Raw genomic sequence first — 21,412 nt, forward strand, 5'->3', positions numbered from 1 at the left:
AATGCACAATACGTTCGCCGGACCAAAAAGGAAAACGGTTATGTCCCGGTCTGCTCCGCGTCACGCAAAAACGGAGCCAACAGGTCTTGGATATCCTGCGGAGGTTGGCGTTTTTCAAACGCGTCTGCCACGATGAAGACGCTGACGGTCTGGGCCGAAAAGCACAGTTGGCCATCCTGTTCGCCATCGACGCGAAACGTGATGGAGGATGTGCCCAACCGGCTGGGCCATACGTGACAAGCCAGCGTGTGCCGGGGCGTGACCGGGGCTTTGAAATCCATTTCAAGCCGGACGAAGGGCGTGCCGACATTGCGGTCCAGTTCCAGCTGATACCAGCCCTGACCCAGATGCTCTTCCCACCAGGCGTTGATCGCATCCAGCGTGAACCATGGCAGGCGCCCGGTATAGGCGATGCGCGCCGGGTCGCAATCGCCCCATGTCACCCGGATATCATGTCGATAGGCCGAGGCTGGCCGGGCCGACATCAATAGGTCTCCACGTGGTACCGACCAGCGTCGCGCATCTGATCCCGCCGCGCGGTCCAGTCCTGTCCAACGCCCGCCGAGATTTCAGTCAGAGCTTGCTCGACCCCGTCCTCCATATCCCGCAGGCCGCAGATATAGACATAGCTGTTGGGATCTTGCAGCAGATCGGCGACGATGTCCCGTTTGGCCAGCATCCTGTCCTGAACATATTCCTTGTCCTGACCCTCTTGCCGGCTGAATACCAGATGCTGATCCAACAGCGTCTTGGGCACTTTCTGCAAAGGCCCGAAATAGGGCAGGCTGTCAGGCGTTCTCGCCCCGAAGAACATCGTCATACCACCGTGGATCGTGCCCACCTTGCGCTGACGGCGCATGGTAAAGGCGCGCATCGGGGCCGAGCCGGTGCCGGTGCAGATCATCAGGATACGCGCATCCGGGTCGTCGGGTAGCAGGAAGGTCGACCCGAACGGGCCGGTGACATTGACCGCATCACCCTTTTTCAGATCACAGACATAGTTCGAGCAAACGCCGCCCTCTTCGCGTTTGACGGTCAGTGAGACGTTGTTGAAACCGGGTCGTTCGCCATCGCGCGGGCTGGACACGGAGTAAAGCCGCGGAAGGTGCGGCTGCCCTTCGCCGGTGGTGCCGGGCGGGATGATCCCGATCGACTGACCTTCCAGAACCGGCATCGGGTGGCCCTGAAAATCCAGAATGATATGGCGCACGTCACTGTCCGAGGACGCCTCGGTCAGGCGGTAGTTGCCCTGCACAACGGCCTGAACAGGTTTGCCCAAGTTGTACAGATTGATCGTGGGTTTCGACGCCGTGGCCGGGGCCTTGGATTTGCCCCCCGCACCCTTATGGGCATCGGCCAGCAACGCGGCCATCGCATCATCCAGCGCCTCAATCCCGGTGTCGGCGTCATCCGAGCCCAGATCCTCCTGTTCCGGCAACTCCTCCCACTCATATTGCTGTTCGAGGCTGTAGGGCTCGGTCACCACGCGCCATTCGTCGATTGATCCGGTCGGGCAGACCGGGATGCAGTCCATGCAGAAATTGCACAGGTCCGCGTTTACAACCACGTTGTTGTCGTCATGTTCGATAGCCTGTTCGGGGCAGGTCATCTCGCAGGTGTAACAACGGATACAGATTTCCGGGTCGATCAGGTGCTGTTTGATGGGTTTGTTCATGATTTATGCCGTCGCTGGATAAGGGCGGGAAGGGTCATGGCGTCGATAAGTGTTGCGCAGATGCCGGTGCAGGTGTCACAGCCAAGACAACGCCCCCGGATCACCGAGTGATTGGGCTGTACCTCGGCCTTGTCTACGCTGAGTGCGGAGCGTTCCGCTGGCATTATCCATATCCTTCCCGCGTTGGCTGGCAAGATGCGGCGGGCAGTGGAGATCCCCACCGCCCTGCCAAACAGGCCCAAAATCAGGCCATGTGCAGTTTCACATATTCGAAATCGCCGGGCTTGTTATCGATCCCAACCTTCGGGGCCGAGATCCAGCCTGCGTATTTGCCGGGCTCATAGCACGGCACCATAAGCGACTGGATATAAGCCCCATCTTCTTTGGAAGGCAGCCATTTGTCGGCATTCGCGGCCCACTCCGCCTCAGAGATGATATCACCTTCGGGATTGGCCTTAATCGCGGCAAAGACGCCGATCTGGCGGTGGAACGCCTCGTCTGGCAGGGCCAAGTTGAACTCGATCCCGGCTTTCTGGATGATCTTGTTCCAGCGCCCGACACCGCCCGAGGCATCTCGGACATAGTCGTCGCGCAACCGCATGTTGATCGCGGTCAGTGCAGGCACGTCCTGAGTCACGATCGCCCCATCAACGATGGATTTCACCGCATAGGTGTCGCTTTGCAGCATGTGGTCGTCGTCGATACGGTTCTCCATATACCGGCCCTTGATACCCGCGTTGAAGGCGTTGGCGGCATTGGTCGAGACCTCCTGCCCGAACAAGTCCAGCGACAGCGAATAGTGCAGGTTCAGCTTTTTCTGGATCGTCGGCAGGTCGATCACGCCCAGATCGCGGACCTTGCCGATATCGTAGGGGTCGGTCAAACCGGCCTCGTTCATCGCCTCGCAGGTGCGTTGCACGATACGGCTGACACCTGTTTCGCCCACGAACATATGGTGGGCCTCTTCGGTCAGCATAAAGCGGCATGTCCGGCTGAGCGGATCAAACCCAGATTGCGCAAGGCTTTCCAGCTGCATTTTGCCGTCACGGTCGGTGAAATAGGTGAACATGAAGAAGGACAGCCAATCGGGTGTTTCTTCGTTAAAGGCGCCCAGCATCCGCGGCGCTTCTTCGGAGCCCGAGGACCGGATCAGCAGGTCATCCGCCTCTTCCCGGCCGTCCTTGCCAAAGTATTTCTGCAGCAGATAAACCATCGCCCACAGGTGGCGGCCTTCTTCCACGTTGACCTGAAACAGGTTCCGCATGTCATAAAGCGATGGCGCAGTCAGACCCAAGAACCGCTGCTGTTCGACCGAGCCCGGCTCGGTATCGCCCTGAATGACAATCAGACGTTTAAGCATGTTGCGGTATTCGCCCGGCACCTCCTGCCATGCTTTCTCACCCTTATGCTCACCCATTGGAATGATGCGCTCTTCGACCTGCGGGGCCAGCAAAACGCCCCAACGGTATTCCGGCATTTTCACATAGTCGAACTTGGCCCAGCCTTTGGGGTCAACACTGACGGCAGTGCGCAGATAGACCATGGATTCCTGAAAGTTCTGTGGGATCAGCCTGTTCCACCAGTCGATATAGCCGGGATGCCATTTCTCAAGCGCTTTCAGTACCTTGCGGTCCTGACTCAGGCCGACATTGTTGGGGATCTGAGTGTCGTAACTTACGTTGATGACGTCTAGCATATCTTTCTCCTGATGAAGCTCGGACGGAACCTGTCACACACGTTCCATGTCATATTCGCCGCGCAACCCGGTGCCGTACCGTTGCAACGCGCCATCGGGACCCACTGCATTGGGACGGTTGAAAATCCAGTTCTGCCATGCGGTCAGGCGGCCAAAGATGCGGGTTTCCATGGTTTCGGGGCCCGCGAAACGCAGGTTCGCTTCCATCCCGGTCATTGCATCGGGGCTGAATGAGGCGCGCTCTTCCTCGAAGATGCGGATCTCGTCTTCCCAGTCGATGTCATCCAGGATCATCGTCACAAGGCCCAGCTTGTCGGCAGCTTCGGCATCCAGCGAGGTGTTTTTATGGTCTTCCATCTGGCCCGCCGCATCGGGCGTGCCGTAGAACCGGGTTTCAAGCCGGGTCAGGTCATTGCCCATGGGCAAAGGTCCAAAATTCGCATCAGTCAGAGTGACCGTCGCCAAGGGACGATTGTCGCCTTCGAACTCGTCTTCCATCATATATGTGCGATCCACCGCCCACAGGATTTCGGCCAGAATACCGGTAAAGCACGAGCCATGTTCGACCAGCGCTGACATCGACCGTGATGTGACGTCGATCCGTTTCATTAGGCGCTTCCAATACTGCAGCACCTCGTTGGCCAACCAGTGGTCACGGTTGGCCAACAACAGCGCCTCATGCGCCTGGAACAGCTCGGGGTCGCCTTGGGTGCGGAAGACCAGAAGCCCCAACTCCATCTCATTCAGGCGCAGGTGCAGGATGGCGTCGTCCAGTTCGCGCGCCAGCCGCAACAGATAGGCCTGATCCCCCTGCGCCGTGAACGCGGCCATGTCCTGCGGCGCGTCGGCATCCGGGCCACTGATCGTCACGGTCGCCTTGCGGGCATCCCGATCAACAGCCACCTCAATCAGGCTATACGTGACCGAGCCATCTTCGCCGACCGTCTTGTCCAACGGACCCAAAGCAACCCCAGTGGCATCCGGCTTGGGCATCGCGGCGGCGAATTCGCGGGCACGTTCTTGCACCGTGGCGTCGAACTTGGAGTTCGGCACGACCTCATCCACCAGACGCCAATCCAGCGCCCGCTTGCCTTTGACCCCTTCTTCGGTCGAGCAGAACACATCGGCCAGATCGCGCCGCACCTTGCGTTTATCCGTCACTCGCGTCAGCCCACCAGTTCCGGGTAGAACCGCCAACAGAGGCACCTCGGGCAGCGCGACCGAGGATGTGCTGTCATCGGTCAGCATGATGTGATTGCAGGCCAGCGCCAGCTCATAACCACCCCCGGCGCAGGCGCCTTTGACGGCAGCAATATATTTCTGGCCACTGTCTTTTTCGGCGGCTTCGTAGGTGTTGCGCGTCTCATTGGTGAATTTGCAGAAGTTCACCTTGTGGCTGTGGGCAGCCCCCCCGAGCATCCGGATATTTGCACCCGCGCAGAACACCCGGTCCTTACCGGATTGCATGACGACCACTTTCACCTCGGGATGTTCAAAGCGCATCCGTTGCACGATATCAGCCAGTTCGATATCGACGCCCAGATCGTAAGAGTTCAGCTTGAGTTGATACCCCTCGAACAGCCCCTGATCTTCGTCGACATCCATAATCAGGTTCGCAACCGGCCCATCATATTCCACCCGCCAATGGCGATACTGCGATGGATCGGTCTGAAAATTGATGACCTTGGTCATGTGCAACTCCTACGTTCAGTCATGCAGGATAGTGCGCTGCATGTATCGAGTAAAGGAATGAGTGCAAAATAACGCATCCTTTAGATGCATTTTTTGCCAGCTCTGCTCTCTTCGTCTACTTTTTTGTGCATTATTTTGCACATTCCACCATTCAAACCCAGAACAGCCCCTCCTGCCCGGTCCACCGCCTCGCAAGCCAGATCATCGGATAGGGTCATTAGCCGCGCCATCGCGCGAGGCTGCCCCATCCGGCCTTTAAGACAGGCGTTTGCGTATTGAATAACCGCCTGCACCATCAGACGTTCTGGCGAATTGGGCGGGCAGGCCAGCCAGACGGCCTCAAGCACCTCATGCGCCTCCCAAAAATACCCTTCGTTCAGAAAGGCCAATCCGCTGGTCCAGGCAGATGTACCCACTAGATCCGACGGCGCAACATCCGACAGGCCGGTTTTCAGCGGGTCAAACAGACCTTCGGGGTGACGCGCTGTCTGACCCGGTACGTAAGCGTGCGGAGGCCAACAGTCGCTGGTCATGCCATTTCAGGCATTGCCTGTTCCAACCGCTCAAGCCGGGCGGTGAACTCTGCGATTGCTGTCAGGGTTGCTGTGGGTTGATCAAACTGAGGGGCGTGTCGACAATTGTCCAGTATGGCTGTTTCGACTGGAGCATAGCTGCGGGTTTCAACCTCGGCAATCTGAGCCAGTGTGCCATACTGATCATCACGCCCCTGAATCGCAAGCGTCGGAATGCGCAGGTAGTCGATAACATCCGCCACGTTCCAATTGCGGAAACCGGGGTCCAGCCACGCATCACACCAGCCATTAAACGTCGCCGCCGGGTCGCGGTGATAAGACGCCAGCCGCCCAGCCAGATCGCCGGTATCGAACGCCCCCCGTGCGGCGGCAATCGAGGCCAACCCCGTCTCTTCGGTAAAGAAATGCGGCGCCATCAGGATTAGCCCCCGCACCCGCTGGTCCGAGACCGAACCCGCATAGATCGCCGCAATCGTCGCACCGTCGGAATGGCCCAGCAGAACCGCCCGCTGAATACCAGCCTGATCCAGAACGGGACCCAGAACCTGCTGCGCTTCGACGGTCATGTAGTCCAGAGGACGCGGCAATTCTGCTGGACCGGACTGGCCGTAGCCCGAGCGGGAATAGGCCAGAACACCAAAGCCGGTTGCCGCCGAAATCTCGGCCGGGAAATCCCGCCACATCGCTAAACACCCCAGCCCTTCGTGCAGCATCACGATGGTCGGCGCATCCTGTGGCGCAGGGCCCCAGGTGCCGTATTCCAGTTCCGTGCCATTCACATCCATGCGGCCCGAGCCGCCATCCTGCCAGATCATGCGGTTTCCCTCAGTTTGAAACGTTGGATTTTGCCGGTTGCAGTTTTGGGCAGATCGTCCACCACCTCGACCCAGCGCGGATATTTCCACTTGCCAATCCGGTCTTGGACAAAGTCCTTCAGATCCCCGATCGCATCCGCGCTTTGACCATCTTTCAGAACGACAAAAGCGCGGGGCTTGTCCAAGCCTTGTTCGTCGGCATGGGCTACAATCGCGGCCTCAAGGATGGCGGGGTGTTCGATCAGCGTCTGTTCAATCTCGAACGGGCTGACCCAGATGCCGGACACCTTGAACATGTCATCCGTGCGCCCGCAATAGATATAGCGACCCTCCGGCGTGCGCTCGTATTTGTCACCGGTCCGGGTCCATTCACCTTCGAAGGTGGTACGCGATTTATCGCGTCGGTTCCAATAGCTTTCGGCCGAGGACGGGCCCCGCACCAGCAGCTCGCCCACCTCGCCATCCGCCACGTCCTGATCAGCTTCGTCGACCAGACGCACGTCATAGCCGGGCACCGCTGTGCCCGAGGTTCCGTAGACGATGTCACCGGGCCGGTTTGACAGGAAGATATGCAGCATCTCGGTCGAGCCCACGCCATCCACAATCTGCGCACCCATGTTCTTTTCCCATGCCTCACCCACCTCGCGGGGCAGCGCCTCGCCAGCCGAGGTGCACAGGCGCAGATTGGGTTCGCTTTGTAGATCGCCCGCCTCGAACCGTGCGTTCATCGCGGCAAAGAAAGTCGGCACGCCGCAAAAGAGCGTCGGCTTGTGGACGGCGATGATCTGGAACGCCACATCCGGCGTTGGGCGGCCACCCAGCAGGATCGTCGTTGCCCCAACCGACAGCGGAAAGGTCAGCCCGTTGCCCAACCCATAGGCAAAGAACAGCTTGGCGACGGAAAAGACCACGTCATCCTCACGGATACCCAGCACCTGCGCCCCGAATGTATCGGCGGTGGCCCGAAGGCTGGACTGCACATGGCGCACACCTTTCGGCAGACCCGTCGAGCCCGAGGAATAGAGCCAGAACGCGGCCTCATCACTGTCCGAGGTGACGGTTTCCACTGGCGTGGCCCCATCCATGAACGCCTCAAGGCTGGTGGTGCCATCGGGCGCGTCGCCTATAACGATCACCTGCCGCAGATTTGTATTGCCTTGGACCGCAGGTGCGACTGTGGCCCACATCTCGGCCGATACGATCAGGACGGTCGCGCGGCTATCGTTCAGGGTCGCGGCATAGACCGGCGCGGATAGCAATGTATTGATCGGCACCGGAATGGCTCCGGCCTTGATCGCGCCCCAGAACAGGATCGGAAATTCGATCTGGTCCAGCACAACCATCGCCACACGTTCTTCGCGGCGCACGTCATGTCGCGCCAGCGCGCCCGCAAACCGCGCGCTTTCCTCGGCCAGGGCGCGATAGGTCAGCGTGCGTTGCTGCCCGTCGGCCTCGTGAAAGGCCACTTTGTCGCCGCGCCCTTCGCGCAGGTGACGATCCACAAACCAAAGGGCTGAATTCTGGTTTTCTGACACGGGTTCCTCCTCCCCTCGACAGGCCAGCGGCTGCTTGCCGGAAAAACAATCACCCTGATGTGCGACCCATCTCCCCTATGGGACGCCACGTTGGGGGATCATTCGAATCGAGGTTTTTGGAAAATTCCGCCCCGACGCCTGAAATATGCGTTATAATGCACATCTCCCGGATATGTTTGCAACAGTGTTTTTTGCGTTTGTGCATTTTCTTGCACAAATCGGCGCAGATCAGCCAAATGGGATCAGGAATAGGGTGATCGCCGGGAACAGCACCAAAAGGACAACACGCAGGATGTCAGATCCGACAAAGAACAGCACGGCCTTGTAGGTCTCGGTCATACGGGTTTCACGGTCCATCGTGTTGATCACAAACAGATTCATCCCGACTGGAGGCGTAATCAACCCGACCTCAACCACGATCAACACAAGGATACCGAACCAAATGGCTGTGCGCTCTTCGGCGATGCGGTCGGCCATGCCTTGTGTGACTCGGATACCGATCTCTTTCTGCAAATCGCGACTGATCTCGGCCCCTGAGGCAATCAGGACCTCGACCTCGGCGCGGATGTCGGGGGCAATGTCGGCGGCTCCGGCCAGAGCAGCGCGGGCTGCATCATGTTGCATCGCGATCAGGTCGACCAAGCCGAAATCCAGCACGGATATGACCGGGTAGAAGATGGGAATCGTCAACAGGATCATGCTGAGGCTGTCCATCACGCAGCCCAGGATCAGGTAAAACACCAGGATCAGAGCCAGAATTGCCCAGGGGCTGAAGCCCTGACTCAGCACGAAACTCGCCAGTTCCTGCGGCACATTCGTCAGCGCCAGAAACCCGTTATAAAACCCTGCGCCCAGAATGATGAAAAAGATCATCGCGGTGGATTTGGCTGTGGTGGTGAAGCTGTCTTTCAGCGTCGACCATGTCAGCCCGCCATTCGCAAGCGCAATAAGTCCGGTTCCAGCCGCACCCACAGCAGCGCCTTCTGTGGGCGTGAACCACCCCGCATAAATGCCGCCGACGACGCCGCCAAAGACAACCAGCACGGGCCAGACGTCTAGCAGCAACCGAAACCGTTCACGGTAAGGCACGGCAGGACGGGTTCCGGCGCTGTCTGGGTAAAGGCGCACATAGACTGAAACCGCAACCACATAGCCCAAAGCCGCCAGAACTCCGGGGATGAATGCGGCCAGAAACAGCTTGGCGATATTCTGTTCGGTCAGGATCGCGTAGATCACCAACACGACTGAAGGCGGGATCAGAATGCCCAGTGTCCCCCCGGCGGCCAACGTGGCGGTCGAGAAGCCGCCGGCATAGCCATACCGACGTAACTCAGGCAGTGCCACGCGCCCCATCGTGGCCGCCGTCGCCAGCGACGATCCGCAGATCGCCCCGAACCCAGCGCAAGCTCCGATCGCGGCCATGGCGACACCGCCCCGGCGATGGCCCAAAAAGCCCTCGGCAGCCTTAAACAAGGCCGTCGACATCCCGCCCAGCGTGGCAAAATAACCCATCAGCAGGAACATCGGCACAATCGACAGGGAATAGCTGGAGAAGGTCGTGTAGGTCTCGGATTTCAGCCGGCCCAACGGGATATTCAGGTTGCCGGTGACAGTCACGATCCCGATCAGACCGGTGACGAACATGGCCAACCCGATCGGAACGCGGGCGAAAATCAACAAAAGCAGCGCGGGAAAGGACAGCAACCCGATGGCGAGATCGCTCACGGCAGGATTTCCTTTCCTGTCGCGCATTCGCGGATGCGAATGCCCGCCATATAAAGACCGACGACTGCGGCCACCACGGCCGCGCAAAAGCTGGCGGCATAACCCCACCAGACAGGGAATTGCAGGATAAACGTATTCTCACCAAACCGCAGCTTCGCCATCATGCCCCCAAACAACTGCACTGCGATCAGTACCAGAACGGCGGCAAAGACCACCTCGGCCAACATGCGCAAGATACGGTCAACCCGAGGCGATAGTTTCGAGGTGAAAATATCCACGACCGCATGACCCGAATTCAGCTGACAGAGCGGCAGGAAGGCAAAGATGGCAAAGGCCACGCCCGCCTCGACAATCTCAAAATCGCCATTGATAGGCCCGACACCCAGCCCCAGAGCCCATTCGGAAAAGCCCGGCGCAACCTGCCCGATCCACCCATGCAGCAATGTATTGAGGGACCGGCCCAGAACCGAGATACAGATCAACAGGATCAAAGCCGTCAGAACAGCGCCGCCCAGCAATGCCATGCCGCGCGCCAGCTTTTCTATCGTTTGGTGCATGTCCCCTCCACCAACGGTGCCGATGCAGATTTTGGAATAATTGCCGCGCGGCGTTCGGAATACGCCGCGCGGAAGGTCCGGCTTAGCTGCCGTACTCGTTCATCAACGCTTTGGCCCGATCGATCAGGGCCTGACCGTCAATGCCCTTTTCGTTCATCTCGGACAGCCAGGTGTCATAGACAGGCTGTGCGGCCTCGGCCCAGGCGGCGGATTGTTCAGCGTCCAGAGTCACCACGTTGTTCCCGCGATCCAGCGCGATTTCACGCGCGGGTTCGTCATAGGCCTGCTGGACTTCGCCTGCGAACATGGAGAACTCCAGACCCGAGTTGTCGTCGATGACGGCCTTCAGATCATCCGGCAGTGCGGCGTACTTGTCCTTGTTCATGGCAAGAACGAAGGTCACGGTGTACATCATCGGCCCGGTGAATTCGGTGTGATTTTCCACCAGTTCCGGCACTTTCAGCGCTTTGGTCACTTCCCACGGAATGGTCGTGCCGTCGATCACACCCTTGGACAGCGCCTCGGGCACCGCGGGCACAGGCATACCCACCGGGGTCGCGCCCAACGTGCTGAGCAAGGCGTTGACCTGACGCGAGGCGCCACGGATTTTCATGCCGTTGAAATCGTCTGGCGTCAGAACCTCTTTATTGGCATGGATCATGCCGGGGCCGTGGACCCAGCCACCCAGAACCTTCACGTCCGAAAACTCACGCGCGGCGATGTCTTCTTCCAGCAAGGTCCAGAACGCGGCCGAAGCGGGCTTGGCGTCATTCACCAGGAAGGGCAGTTCGAACACTTCGGTCGACGGGAAGCGGCCCGGCGTATAGCCGATGACGTTCCAGGTCATGTCGATCACGCCGTCGATCACCTGATCCAGCAGTTCCGGCGGCTTGCCGCCCAGTTGCATCGAAGGATAGCGGGTGATTTCGATACGTCCGCCCGAATCCTCTTCGATCTTATCAGCCCAGACGTCGATGATTTTCGATGGGATCGTCGCCTGCGCAGGTAAGAAGCTTTGCAGGTTGAATTCATATTCGGCAGCCGTTGCTGCCGTCCCCATGCTTAGGGCCAAAGCCCCTAACGCCCCGATCAGCGTGCGTTTAATCTTCATTGGTTCCTCCTCCTCTGCGCGATGCGTCGCGATGCAATTTAATGCATAACATGCATAATATCGCAACTTTTTTTGCAAACCCGCTTATCATCAGTCCAGCGTCCTAGGTCCGATACGGGGCGGTATCCAGTCATCGCATGGGATCATGTATGGCCCCCTTATGCTTTTATCGCAACGGTATGGCCGCATCCGTGCGTTGCGAAACCTCTTGCACAATGCAATCCTGCACACCGGGGACAGGAGGATAAGATGCGGACGCAAGTTCTTGTGATCGGCGGTGGGCCGTCGGGTTTGCTGTTGTCACAGCTTCTGGCAACGCAGGGAATCGAAAGCATCGTTCTGGAGCGTCGGACCAAGGACTATGTGCTGGGCCGCATCCGCGCCGGCGTGCTGGAGCAGGGCTTTGTCGACCTGATGGATCAGGCAGGCGTCAGCGCGCGCCTGCACGCTGAGGCAATTGAACATAGCGGCACGTTGATCGCGGTCGAAGACGACTGCTTCCGGGTCGACTTCCAACACCACACCGGCACCCCGGTTCTGGTTTACGGCCAGACCGAAGTGACCCGCGACCTCTATGACGCGCGCGAGGCCGCAGGTGGCGCGATGATCTTCAACGCCGAAAACGTCACCATTCATGACGCTGAAACCGACGCCCCCTATGTGACCTTCACCACTGATGGTCAGGATCAGCGTATCGATGCGGATTTCGTCGCGGGCTGCGACGGATTTCACGGGGTCAGCCGCCAAACCATCCCGCTGTCAGTCCGGCGCGAATACGAAAAGATCTATCCCTTCGGCTGGCTGGGCATTCTGTCCGAAACCCCGCCTGTGCATCACGAACTGATCTATGCCTCGTCCCATCGCGGCTTTGCGCTTTGCTCGATACGCAACGAGGCGCTCAGCCGATACTACATCCAATGCTCCCTGTCCGATCACCCTGAAGACTGGACCGATGCCGCCTTTTGGGCCGAGCTGAAACGCCGCATTCCACAGGAATATGCTGATCGCCTTGTAACCGGCCCGTCGATCGAAAAGTCCATCGCGCCACTGCGCTCCTTCGTGACTGAACCGATGCGATGGGGGCGGCTGTTTCTGTGTGGGGATGCCGCGCATATCGTGCCCCCAACCGGGGCCAAGGGGCTGAACACGGCGGCCTCGGACGTGCACTACCTGTTTCAGGGCTTGAAGGACTACTACCAAGACGGGTCTGAGGCCGGGATCGACGCCTATTCGCAAAACGCTCTGGCGCGGGTTTGGAAGGCCGAGCGGTTCAGCTGGTGGTTTTCAACGCTGCTGCACCGCTTTCCCGACCAGTCCGAATTTGACCTCAAGATGCAACGGGCCGAGATTGACTTTCTGCGCAGCAACGAAGCCGCGCAAAAAGCGATGGCCGAGAACTATGTGGGGCTGCCGTATTGAAGATGACCGACGAAAAGGGGAACGGGATGGATCGCCATGCAACCGGCATGTCCGTGCGCCGCAAGGTTCTGGGCGACGCCCATGTAGATCGCGCCGAGGCGCGCAAAACCGCCTTTGACGCGCCGTTTCAGGACATGATCACCGAAACTGCGTGGGGCACGCTGTGGGCGGACGACACGATCACCCCGCGCGAGCGGTCTATGATTACGCTGGCACTGCTGGCCGCGACGCGGAACTTTGACGAGATCCCCATGCATGTGCGCGCCTGCGCCAATACCGGGGCGTCGAAAGACGATATCCTTCAGGCGTTCCTGCACGCCGCCGTCTATGCCGGCGTTCCCTGCGCCAATCGGGCCATTGCCCTTGCCAAACAAACCTTTTCCGAGATGGAGGACATGGCGGAATGACCCAGCTTTTCCCACGCGACAGGGCCTGGCATCCGCAAGCCTTGGACCCCAACTACAAGACCAGCGTGACGCGGTCTCCGAGACAGCCGCTTTTGTCTCTGGAAGGAACCACTAGCGAGCTGTCCGGCCCGACCTTTGGCCATGGTGACATCGACCCGCTGGACAATGACCTGCTGCGCAATTTCGCGACAACCGGCGATCCGGTGGGCGAGCGTATCCTGCTGCACGGACGGGTGCTGGATGAAAACGCCCGCCCGGTGCCCAATACTCTGGTCGAGATATGGCAAGCCAATGCCGGAGGGCGGTATCGACACAAGAAAGATACCTATCTGGCCGCTATCGACCCGAATTTCGGCGGCTGTGGGCGAACGCTGACCGATGATCTGGGTTACTACCAGTTTCGCACCGTCAAACCCGGCGCTTACCCTTGGCGCAACTGGGTCAGCAGTTGGCGGCCTGCGCATATTCACGTGTCAGTCTTCGGGACCAGCTTTGCGCAGCGCCTGATCACGCAGCTTTACTTTGAAGGCGACCCGCTGATTGCCAAATGTCCGATCATCAACACGATCCCCAACCCGCGCGCGATTGACCAACTGGTGGCCGCGCTGGATATCAACGCCTCCGTCCCTTTCGATTGTCTTGCTTACAAGTTCGACATCGTGCTGCGCGGGCAGCGGTCGACCTATTTCGAAAACCGGCCCGAGGGGAACTGACCATGGTGCAAAAGCTGGACTATCTCAAGGAAACGCCCTCACAGACTGCGGGGCCCTATGTGCATATCGGGCTGGCCCCCGGAGACGCCGGGTTCGATATCTACCGGCACGAGTTAGGCCGTGACATCGCGGGGCCAGACGCGTCAGGGACGAAGATCACTGTGCGCGGTATGGTACGCGACGGAACCGGCGCGCCGGTCAAGGATGTACTGATCGAAACATGGCAGGCGGATGCAAATGGTGTTTATCCCGATCAGGGCTCTGTTGATCCGGGCTTTCGTGGCTGGGGCCGTGTGATACCAGATTTCGACACGGGTGAATGGGCGTTCGACACGATCAAACCGGGCGCTGCTAAAGACCAAACCGGCGCAGTAATGGCACCACATATCAACTTGTGGCTCGTTGCACGTGGGATCAATCTAGGCCTCAACACGCGGCTTTATTTCCACGATGAAATGGCGGCAAATGCGTCGGATCCGGTGCTGAACCTGATTGAGCAGCCCGTGCGCAGGCAAACTCTTATCGCGGAACAGGTGGAAGGCGGCTACCGGTTCGATATTCAATTGCAAGGCCCTTCAGAAACGGTGTTTTTCGATGTCTGATCCTGTCTCACAAACCCCCTGCATCATCTGTGTGGCGATCACCGGATCGGTGCCCACCAAGGCCGATAACCCGGCCGTTCCCATCAGCGTGCCGGAGCAGATCGAAAGCACTCATGAAGCTTTCGAGGCCGGAGCCTCTATCGCTCATTGCCATGTGCGGGACGCTGAGGGCAAACCCACCTCGGACCCCGACCTGTTCGCAGCGCTGAAGGAGGGAATCGAAACGCACTGCCCCGGCATGATTGTGCAGCTTTCAACCGGGGGGCGGTCCGGCGCGGGCAAAGCGCGCGGGGGCATGTTGCCGCTGTCCCCGGATATGGCCTCGCTTTCGGTGGGATCGAACAACTTTCCGACGCGCGTTTATGAAAACCCGCCCGATCTGGTGAACTGGTTGGCCAGTGAGATGGTAACCTACGGCGTCAAACCCGAGATCGAGGCTTTTGACCTGTCGCATATCCTGCAAGCGGCCCGGATGCACCGCGAGGGGCAATTGCCCGATACGCCCTATGTCCAATTCGTCATGGGGGTCCGCAATGCCATGCCCGTGGATCGAGATGTATTCGACTTCTACGTCAAAACCGTGCACCGCCTGTTCGGAGACGTCCCGTGGTGCGCCGCCGGGATCGGGGCTGGGCAGATCAAGCTGAACGAATGGTCCATCGCGGCGGGCGGGCATGTGCGCACGGGGCTGGAGGACAACGTGCGTTTGGATCGCGACACGCTTGCCCCGTCCAATGCAGCGCTGGTGCAGAGAGCCGTCGATCTGTGCCACGCCCACGACCGCCCAGTTGCGAGTGTAGACCAGGCGCGCGCCATTCTGGGCCTGCGCCCGGCTGCGGCCTAACGTTAGGCCGGACGACCCAAAATAAGGACGTAGACTATGACCGATCTGTTCTCGCACCCCTGGTTTTCGGGCCTGTTCGGAGATGCCGAGACACAAGAGATCTGGTCGGCGGAGCGGTCACTTACCCATATGCTGGCCTTCGAGGCCGCCTATTCGCGCGGGTTGGGTGCAATCGGAAGAATCCCCGCCGAGCAAGCGGACGCTGCTGCCGCATGGATTGAACAGGCCGTGCCCGGAATGGATACCTTGCGCGCTGGCACCATGGCGGATGGGCTGCCTGTACCGGCTCTGGTTCAGGCCCTTAGATCGGATGCAGGCCCATTGGCCCCGGCCATTCACACCGGAACAACATCCCAAGACGTGATGGACACGGCCTTGGCGTTGACCCTGCGCGAGACCAGCAACCTGCTGCAAACGCGCCTGTCGCAGCTGTCGGACATGTTGGGCGATCTGAGTGAACAGTTTAGTGAACGCAAAATCATGGGGCGCACGCGGATGCAAGCAGCCCTGCCCGTCACCGTCGGCCACCGGATCGGAACCTGGCGCAGCCCTTTACATGCCTTTCACCATAGTATCGAAGACATTCGCCCTAAGATCGAGCGCGTTCAGCTAGGCGGCCCTGTTGGCGATGGCCAGACGATTGGGACCGCGCGGCGGGATTTGGCGACCCATATTGCCAACTCTTTGGGGTTGCATGACGTGGATCATGGTTGGCAGACCGACCGCAACGGTTTGGTTGATTATGCCAATCTGTTGTCGCGGATCTCAGGCTCGCTTGGGAAAATCGGGCAGGATATTTGCCTGATGGCCCAAGAGGGCGTGGACGAGATCACGCTGTCCGGCGGCGGGACATCTTCGGCCATGCCTCACAAACAGAACCCCATTCTGGCCGAACTGCTGGTAACCTTGGCTCGGTTCAACGCAACACAGATATCGGGAATGCATCACGCATTGGTGCATGAACAGGAACGATCCGGCAGCGCTTGGGCGTTGGAATGGATGATCTTACCGATTATGGCGCAGACCACGGCTCGGTCACTCACTGCGGCGACCACACTGTGCTCTCAGATCGTTTCTATTGGTGTCGCGCCCGCCTGACGCCGCTCTGCATATTGACTTGATCCCTGCACCGCTTGGATTCAACCATCAGAACTATTTTTGGGGGGCCTAGCAAAGTTGCGACCACTCCACTCCATTTTTTCGACAAGCTCATGAAACTATGCTTTGGAAGCGATGGCCTTTGCAAAACATAGGCAACGATCAGACTAAACCTTGAAAGGTATCCCCCTTTTAATTTGCGCTGATCGCCTGTCCTGACCCATCGAAGAACTGCAGTTTCTCAGGCGCGAAAAGAAGGCCAACCTGCATTCCGGCCTTTATCTGCGTATCCCCGCCAAGGCGAACCGTCACCTTCTCATCAAATCCGCAGTCGACGATAACGAACATGTCGGCCCCAAGGTATTCGACAACCTCGACCACGCCATCACTATTCCCCGCACCAGATTCAACAACGCTGATATGTTCAGGACGGATACCCAACCGGGTCGCGTCACCTGTTCGGTCAAATGGGCCAATGCCACCATTTTCCAGACGAAACCGGTCCCCCGCCACAGAGCAAGGCAACACGTTCATCTTTGGGCTGCCAATGAACTGCGCGACAAAAAGGTTGGCGGGGCGTTCGTACAACTCGCGCGGAGTGCCAACCTGCGCGATCTTGCCGAATTCCAGCACCACGATGCGATCGGCCAGAGTCATCGCTTCGACCTGATCATGGGTTACATAGATCATGGTTCGGTTCAGACTTTGGTGCAGTTTCGCGATTTCATAGCGCATTTCGACCCGCAGAGCGGCATCAAGATTGGACAAGGGCTCGTCGAACAGGAACGCAGTAGGGTCGCGCACGATCGACCGGCCGATCGCGACACGCTGTCGTTGGCCGCCGGAAAGATCCTTGGGGCGGCGCTCCAGATAAGGATCCAATTTGAGAACCTCGGCAGCCTTTCCCACACGTTCAGCTATTTCAGGTTTCGACACGCCCGCAACTTTCAACGAAAAACCCATGTTTTCGGCCACGGTAAGGTGAGGGTATAGCGCATAGGACTGAAACACCATCGTCAGCCCCCTCTTGGAGGGCGGATGGTCGGTTACGTCATCGCCATTGATCAGAAGCGATCCGCGCGAGATATCCTCGAGCCCACCGATCATCCGCAACAATGTGGACTTGCCGCAACCAGACGGCCCCACGAAAACGACAAACTCACCGTCTTGGATTTCCAGGTCGATGCCCTTGATCACCTGAACTTCGCCGAACCATTTCTCGACGGCTTTAAGCTGGATACTCCCCATCAGTTCTTCCCCGCCCAATGCAGCCAAACCGCAGCCGTCCAAGTGAAAGAATTGCCTCCTGCCGGGCCTCCGGTAAGAGGGTCGAAATACTCGGCAAATCCATGGCCCGCGATAAGCCGGGCTGTTTTCAGACGCAAGGCTTCGGCTTCAACCCCATGGCCCATCTCGGCCAGTCCGAAACCTGTCAGCATGTTCATGAATGCCCATGTCGGGCCGCGCCAGTAGCGGCGTTCGTCAAACTTGGGCATTTGCGGGTCATAGCTTGGAATGGGGTGTGGGACAGTAGTCAGAACCGTCTTGACCCGCTCAAGCATCCGGTCAGAGTCAATGCCCGCATACCAACACAAGTAGCTGGCGTTCGAGACGCTGTCCGCCCATTCACCGGTATGCGCATCGCGCGAATCAAACGCACCAAGCGCGTCATTCCAAAGCGAACGTGCGCCGGTTTCCAGTATGTCCACATCCTCACTGAGCCCTTCCGCCTTTAACCCCAGACCGTTGCTGATAGCCAACAGATCGCGGGCGGCGCGCAAGGTCGTGAAACTCATGGTTGGATCGGCCACACGGAATGGATTCAATGCCAGCAGTTTCTCCTGATCCCAGCCAACCTCGCGCCCGATGTTCACCAGTTTGATGTAACGGTCGTAATCGTATTTTGTCGGTCGGTCCGCGCTGTTCACGTGGCTGGTGTCACGGCGCTGATATTCACCCACATCCGAGGCATCAATCGCCGCCATCGTATTGTCCCAATCTGGCGCGTTGTCTCGCCCGGCCTCCCATGGATGCGTCGTGCAAACTGCACCGTGATCGTCCAGCCGCCATGCCATGATCCAGCGATGCCAGGCCAGCATTTTGGGAAATAGCGCGCGCATCCTCTCTGCCCCAATGGTCGGGTCTATGTCCAAAACCCGCCGGGCCATTGTGGCGGCCAGTGGTGGTTGGATAATGCCCGAAGATGGGATGGGTCCGGTGCCGCCCCAAACATCCGGGCCCGGAAAGTAACCCGGATCGGGCTTGTGAAACAAGATATGCGGAACCATGCCATCCGCCCATTGGCCCGAGAACAGCGTTTCAAGTTCGGTCCAGGCGCGCGTGATGTCGAACTCGGCAAAACCCAGCGCGGCAATCGCGCTGTCCCAGTTCCACTGATAGGGGTAAAGGCCGCTGGTGGGGATGGTATAGCCACCGCGATCATTGGCGATCAGAATGTTGCGGGCCGATTCACTTGGGGTCGTATAGTAGTTCATGTCAGTCATCCTTTGACCGAGCCTGCCGTCAGGCCCTTGGTCATGAAACGTTCAAGCCCCAGAAACAGGGCCATGATCGGAACGGTGGCAATCACCGCACCGGCCATCAGGTGTTGGCGTGGAATTTCCGAGGAATTCAGCATCGTGACACCTCGGGTCAGGGTGAATTTCGACGGGTCATCCAGCAGCATGAAGGCCAGCAGGAACTCGTTCCAGGCGATCATGAAGACGTAAAGCGAGACCGAGGCCAGTGCCGGCAGGCTAAGCGGCAAGGTGATCTTCCAGATCACTGCCAGCCGCGACAGGCCGTCCATCAGACCCGCCTCTTCGACCTCGGTCGGCAGGCCCCGGAAATAGCCTTGCAGCATGTATAGGGCGACCGGGATCGTCGTGACCGGGTAGATCATAACGATCCCCAGGATCGAGTTGCGCAGGCCCGTCAGCGAGAACGCGATGTAGATCGGCAGCGCCAACACGATCATCGGCACCATGTAGATCAGCAGGATTGAGCGCGAGAAGGCCTTTTGGCCTTTGAACCGGAACCGCGCGACTGCATAGGCACCGGGTACACTGAAGGCCAGCGTGATGAACACTGTCAGGACCGAGACATAGAAGGATGTCCACAGGTAGGTGCCGAAATTGAAGTCGCGGAACAGCTCGGTATAGCTGCGGAACAACGCACTGCCCTGCGACAGGTCGACCGAGAAATCCAACGGGTTCTGCAAAAGCGCCTGTTGCGATTTCAAGCTGGTCATAACCATGACGTAGAAAGGGATGACAACAATGGCGGTGAAAAAGATACAGCCAAAGCCAGTGCAGAACCGGATCACGGCATCCTCGAATTCGTGCCGTGTGAGTTCCCCAAACGGCGTGTCCCGCAATATCGCGGTAAGCGACAGGTGCGTCACGACAGCCATAGCAAAAACGGTCACCAACAAAGCCTGCAGGGACGTTTCAGAGCCGATCAGAACGGGACCAAAGCGCGTCAGGGCCGACAGTCCTAACATGGTCGTCAGACCAAGCCGCGCCATAGCGTGTCGTTCGGGGTAACGCACATAGATCAACCCGGCTACAGCGCCCCAAAGAAGGCAGAGCAAAACCTGCGGTCGAAACGCTGCTCCTGTCGAGAAGGACATGGTAATGGCGACGGTGGTCGCAATCACAACCAGCCAGAGCGCGCCCAAGGCTGGACCAGTCAAATAGCCTTTGCGCATCACAGGCCCTCCTCTCGGCTGATGAAACGGAAGAAGACAAAGCTGAAGGCGATCAGGCACATCAGGATCACCACGGCCACCGCCGCCCCTGCCCCGATATTGGAAATCGCAAAGGCCTGTTCATAGACGTTCACGGTCAGCGTACGAGTCCCCGCGTTGCCGCCGGTCAGCAGGAAAATGTCGTCGAACTTGTTGAACGTCCAGATAAAGCGCAGCAGGAACAGCACCGACAGGATGCCCAGCAGTTGCGGGATGCTCAGCAGCCAAAACTTCTGAAACGGTGACGCCCCATCCATATCTGCCGCTTCATACATGCTAGAGTCGATGGATTGCATTCGCGCCAAAATGAACAGGAAGGACAGCGGAAAATAGCGCCAGATCTCGAACACTGTCACCATGATCAGGGCCAGAGGACGTTCGCCGAAAAAATTGATAGGTTCACTGCTCAGCCCCATTTGCACAAGCAGCGCATTGGCAGAGCCTGAGAACGGATCAAACAGCGTAACCCAAGTAAAGGCGACGGCAATGACCGGGGCCACGTAGGGGAACAGGTAAAGACCCCGTATGATCCCTTGCCCTTTGAAACTTTTGTTCAGCAACAGGGCTGCGAACAATCCCATCACCAGCGCCCCGATCGTGCCGAACACCGTGTAGAACAGCGTGACCCACAAAACGCCCCAGAACTCATCTCCGTCAAAAACGCGGGCGAAGTTTTCGAGGCTGAACTCGAAATTGGTCAGAACGCTTGGGCCACTTCCAGTTATGCTGGGTTCGGACCCTTCGATCAGATCTTCGAAAGTATCCGGGTCACCTTCCAGCGTGACCGGAATGCGAACACGTTCGCGATAGCCACCTTCGAGAGTGCCGAAATCACAGAACAAATCCTGCCCGTCCAGCACGCAAGGGGCCAAGACCTCGCCCGCGGTCACGCCATCCGGCAAAACGTCGGTTAAGGTGACACCGGTGACAGCAATATCCTGACTGGAGTTTCGCACGCGGTATTCAATCCGCAAATCATCACCTGATCCGCGCAAGCTCTCGCGCACAACGGGTGCGGGCGGCCGCAGATCGGACAAGGTGAACGGCTTGAAACTGATCCAGAAGATCGCCAGCAAAGGCAGGATCACGACAAGCGATACGCTGATTACGGTCGGGGAAAGCAACGCCCAGGCCAGACGCGCCTCGCGTTTGGCTAGCGCCCCGGTTCCGGTCGGTGGGGTGGCCGAAGACATAAGGGACCTCAGAGGTTTAGGTGTAGCGGCGCGCACGCCGCTACTAGTG

21 protein-coding genes are annotated in these 21,412 nt (G+C 58.8%); 6 read left to right on the top strand and 15 right to left on the bottom strand.

Features of this window, described 5'->3' with window-relative positions; genetic code table 11:
- Positions 1 to 38: 38 nt before the first annotated feature.
- The 11 genes from GOW48_RS12785 to GOW48_RS12835 all read right to left on the bottom strand — a co-directional run bounded on the left by GOW48_RS12785 (position 39) and on the right by GOW48_RS12835 (position 11,339).
- Positions 39 to 485, bottom strand: coding sequence for an acyl-CoA thioesterase (locus tag GOW48_RS12785; protein WP_170754314.1), 447 nt, complete (start codon positions 483 to 485; stop codon positions 39 to 41).
- Positions 485 to 1,675: a benzoyl-CoA 2,3-epoxidase subunit BoxA gene (gene boxA / locus GOW48_RS12790; protein WP_170754316.1), complete on the bottom strand. Its 1,191-nt coding sequence runs from the start codon at positions 1,673 to 1,675 to the stop codon at positions 485 to 487. Before boxA ends, GOW48_RS12785 begins: the two co-directional genes overlap by 1 nt.
- On the bottom strand, positions 1,672 to 1,839 hold the full coding sequence (locus tag GOW48_RS12795; RefSeq protein ID WP_170754318.1) for a hypothetical protein: 168 nt from the start codon (positions 1,837 to 1,839) through the stop codon (positions 1,672 to 1,674). Before GOW48_RS12795 ends, boxA begins: the two co-directional genes overlap by 4 nt.
- A gap of 80 nt (positions 1,840 to 1,919) precedes the next feature.
- A complete protein-coding gene (gene boxB, locus GOW48_RS12800; protein WP_170754320.1) occupies positions 1,920 to 3,371 on the bottom strand; it encodes a benzoyl-CoA 2,3-epoxidase subunit BoxB in 1,452 nt (483 codons plus the stop codon).
- A gap of 33 nt (positions 3,372 to 3,404) precedes the next feature.
- A complete protein-coding gene (gene boxC / locus GOW48_RS12805; protein WP_170754322.1) occupies positions 3,405 to 5,063 on the bottom strand; it encodes a 2,3-epoxybenzoyl-CoA dihydrolase in 1,659 nt (552 codons plus the stop codon).
- Positions 5,064 to 5,143: 80 nt separating this feature from the next.
- Positions 5,144 to 5,596: a DUF309 domain-containing protein gene (locus GOW48_RS12810; RefSeq protein WP_170754323.1), complete on the bottom strand. Its 453-nt coding sequence runs from the start codon at positions 5,594 to 5,596 to the stop codon at positions 5,144 to 5,146.
- A complete protein-coding gene (locus GOW48_RS12815) occupies positions 5,593 to 6,411 on the bottom strand; it encodes an alpha/beta fold hydrolase (protein ID WP_170754325.1) in 819 nt (272 codons plus the stop codon). The genes GOW48_RS12810 and GOW48_RS12815 overlap by 4 nt, the downstream gene beginning before the upstream one ends.
- The gene (locus GOW48_RS12820) at positions 6,408 to 7,946 is read right to left on the bottom strand and encodes a benzoate-CoA ligase family protein (RefSeq protein ID WP_170754327.1); all 1,539 of its coding nucleotides are present in this window, start codon (positions 7,944 to 7,946) and stop codon (positions 6,408 to 6,410) included. The genes GOW48_RS12815 and GOW48_RS12820 overlap by 4 nt, the downstream gene beginning before the upstream one ends.
- Positions 7,947 to 8,174: 228 nt before the next feature.
- Complete coding sequence (locus GOW48_RS12825) at positions 8,175 to 9,671, bottom strand: TRAP transporter large permease (protein WP_170754329.1); 1,497 nt, start codon at positions 9,669 to 9,671, stop codon at positions 8,175 to 8,177.
- Positions 9,668 to 10,228 carry a TRAP transporter small permease gene (locus GOW48_RS12830; protein WP_170355236.1) on the bottom strand — a complete coding sequence of 187 codons (561 nt, stop codon included), beginning with the start codon at positions 10,226 to 10,228 and terminating at the stop codon, positions 9,668 to 9,670. The genes GOW48_RS12825 and GOW48_RS12830 overlap by 4 nt, the downstream gene beginning before the upstream one ends.
- An 82-nt stretch (positions 10,229 to 10,310) precedes the next feature.
- On the bottom strand, positions 10,311 to 11,339 hold the full coding sequence (locus tag GOW48_RS12835) for a TRAP transporter substrate-binding protein (protein ID WP_170355237.1): 1,029 nt from the start codon (positions 11,337 to 11,339) through the stop codon (positions 10,311 to 10,313).
- A 249-nt stretch (positions 11,340 to 11,588) separates the two neighbouring features.
- On the opposite strand from GOW48_RS12835, the gene pobA reads away from it, so the two are divergent.
- The 6 genes from pobA to GOW48_RS12865 are packed head-to-tail and all read left to right on the top strand — an operon-like array spanning position 11,589 to position 16,422.
- Positions 11,589 to 12,758, top strand: a complete 1,170-nt coding sequence (gene pobA / locus GOW48_RS12840; RefSeq protein WP_170754331.1) for a 4-hydroxybenzoate 3-monooxygenase — start codon at positions 11,589 to 11,591, stop codon at positions 12,756 to 12,758.
- A 2-nt stretch (positions 12,759 to 12,760) separates the two neighbouring features.
- Complete coding sequence (gene pcaC, locus GOW48_RS12845; RefSeq protein ID WP_170754333.1) at positions 12,761 to 13,165, top strand: 4-carboxymuconolactone decarboxylase; 405 nt, start codon at positions 12,761 to 12,763, stop codon at positions 13,163 to 13,165.
- Positions 13,162 to 13,878, top strand: a complete 717-nt coding sequence (gene pcaH, locus GOW48_RS12850; protein ID WP_170754336.1) for a protocatechuate 3,4-dioxygenase subunit beta — start codon at positions 13,162 to 13,164, stop codon at positions 13,876 to 13,878. The genes pcaC and pcaH overlap by 4 nt, the downstream gene beginning before the upstream one ends.
- Before the next feature lie 2 nt (positions 13,879 to 13,880).
- A complete protein-coding gene (gene pcaG / locus GOW48_RS12855) occupies positions 13,881 to 14,480 on the top strand; it encodes a protocatechuate 3,4-dioxygenase subunit alpha (RefSeq protein WP_170754338.1) in 600 nt (199 codons plus the stop codon).
- A complete protein-coding gene (locus tag GOW48_RS12860; RefSeq protein ID WP_170754340.1) occupies positions 14,473 to 15,324 on the top strand; it encodes a 3-oxoadipate:acetyl-CoA acetyltransferase in 852 nt (283 codons plus the stop codon). The genes pcaG and GOW48_RS12860 overlap by 8 nt, the downstream gene beginning before the upstream one ends.
- Before the next feature lie 36 nt (positions 15,325 to 15,360).
- Positions 15,361 to 16,422, top strand: a complete 1,062-nt coding sequence (locus tag GOW48_RS12865; protein WP_170754342.1) for a 3-carboxy-cis,cis-muconate cycloisomerase — start codon at positions 15,361 to 15,363, stop codon at positions 16,420 to 16,422.
- 192 nt (positions 16,423 to 16,614) lie between these two features.
- On the opposite strand, the gene GOW48_RS12870 is transcribed toward GOW48_RS12865, so the two are convergent.
- The 4 genes from GOW48_RS12870 to GOW48_RS12885 are packed head-to-tail and all read right to left on the bottom strand — an operon-like array spanning position 16,615 to position 21,363.
- A complete protein-coding gene (locus tag GOW48_RS12870; RefSeq protein ID WP_170754344.1) occupies positions 16,615 to 17,670 on the bottom strand; it encodes an ABC transporter ATP-binding protein in 1,056 nt (351 codons plus the stop codon).
- A complete protein-coding gene (locus GOW48_RS12875; protein ID WP_331251809.1) occupies positions 17,670 to 18,917 on the bottom strand; it encodes an MGH1-like glycoside hydrolase domain-containing protein in 1,248 nt (415 codons plus the stop codon). The genes GOW48_RS12870 and GOW48_RS12875 overlap by 1 nt, the downstream gene beginning before the upstream one ends.
- 5 nt (positions 18,918 to 18,922) lie before the next feature.
- Positions 18,923 to 20,131 (bottom strand): carbohydrate ABC transporter permease, encoded by a 1,209-nt coding sequence (locus GOW48_RS12880; protein ID WP_170754348.1) that lies wholly within the window; start codon positions 20,129 to 20,131, stop codon positions 18,923 to 18,925.
- Positions 20,131 to 21,363, bottom strand: a complete 1,233-nt coding sequence (locus tag GOW48_RS12885; RefSeq protein ID WP_170754350.1) for a carbohydrate ABC transporter permease — start codon at positions 21,361 to 21,363, stop codon at positions 20,131 to 20,133. The genes GOW48_RS12880 and GOW48_RS12885 overlap by 1 nt, the downstream gene beginning before the upstream one ends.
- Between the last annotated feature and the right edge of the window lie 49 nt (positions 21,364 to 21,412).

The organism is Ruegeria lacuscaerulensis (assembly GCF_013033355.1).
GTDB lineage: Bacteria > Pseudomonadota > Alphaproteobacteria > Rhodobacterales > Rhodobacteraceae > Ruegeria > Ruegeria lacuscaerulensis_A.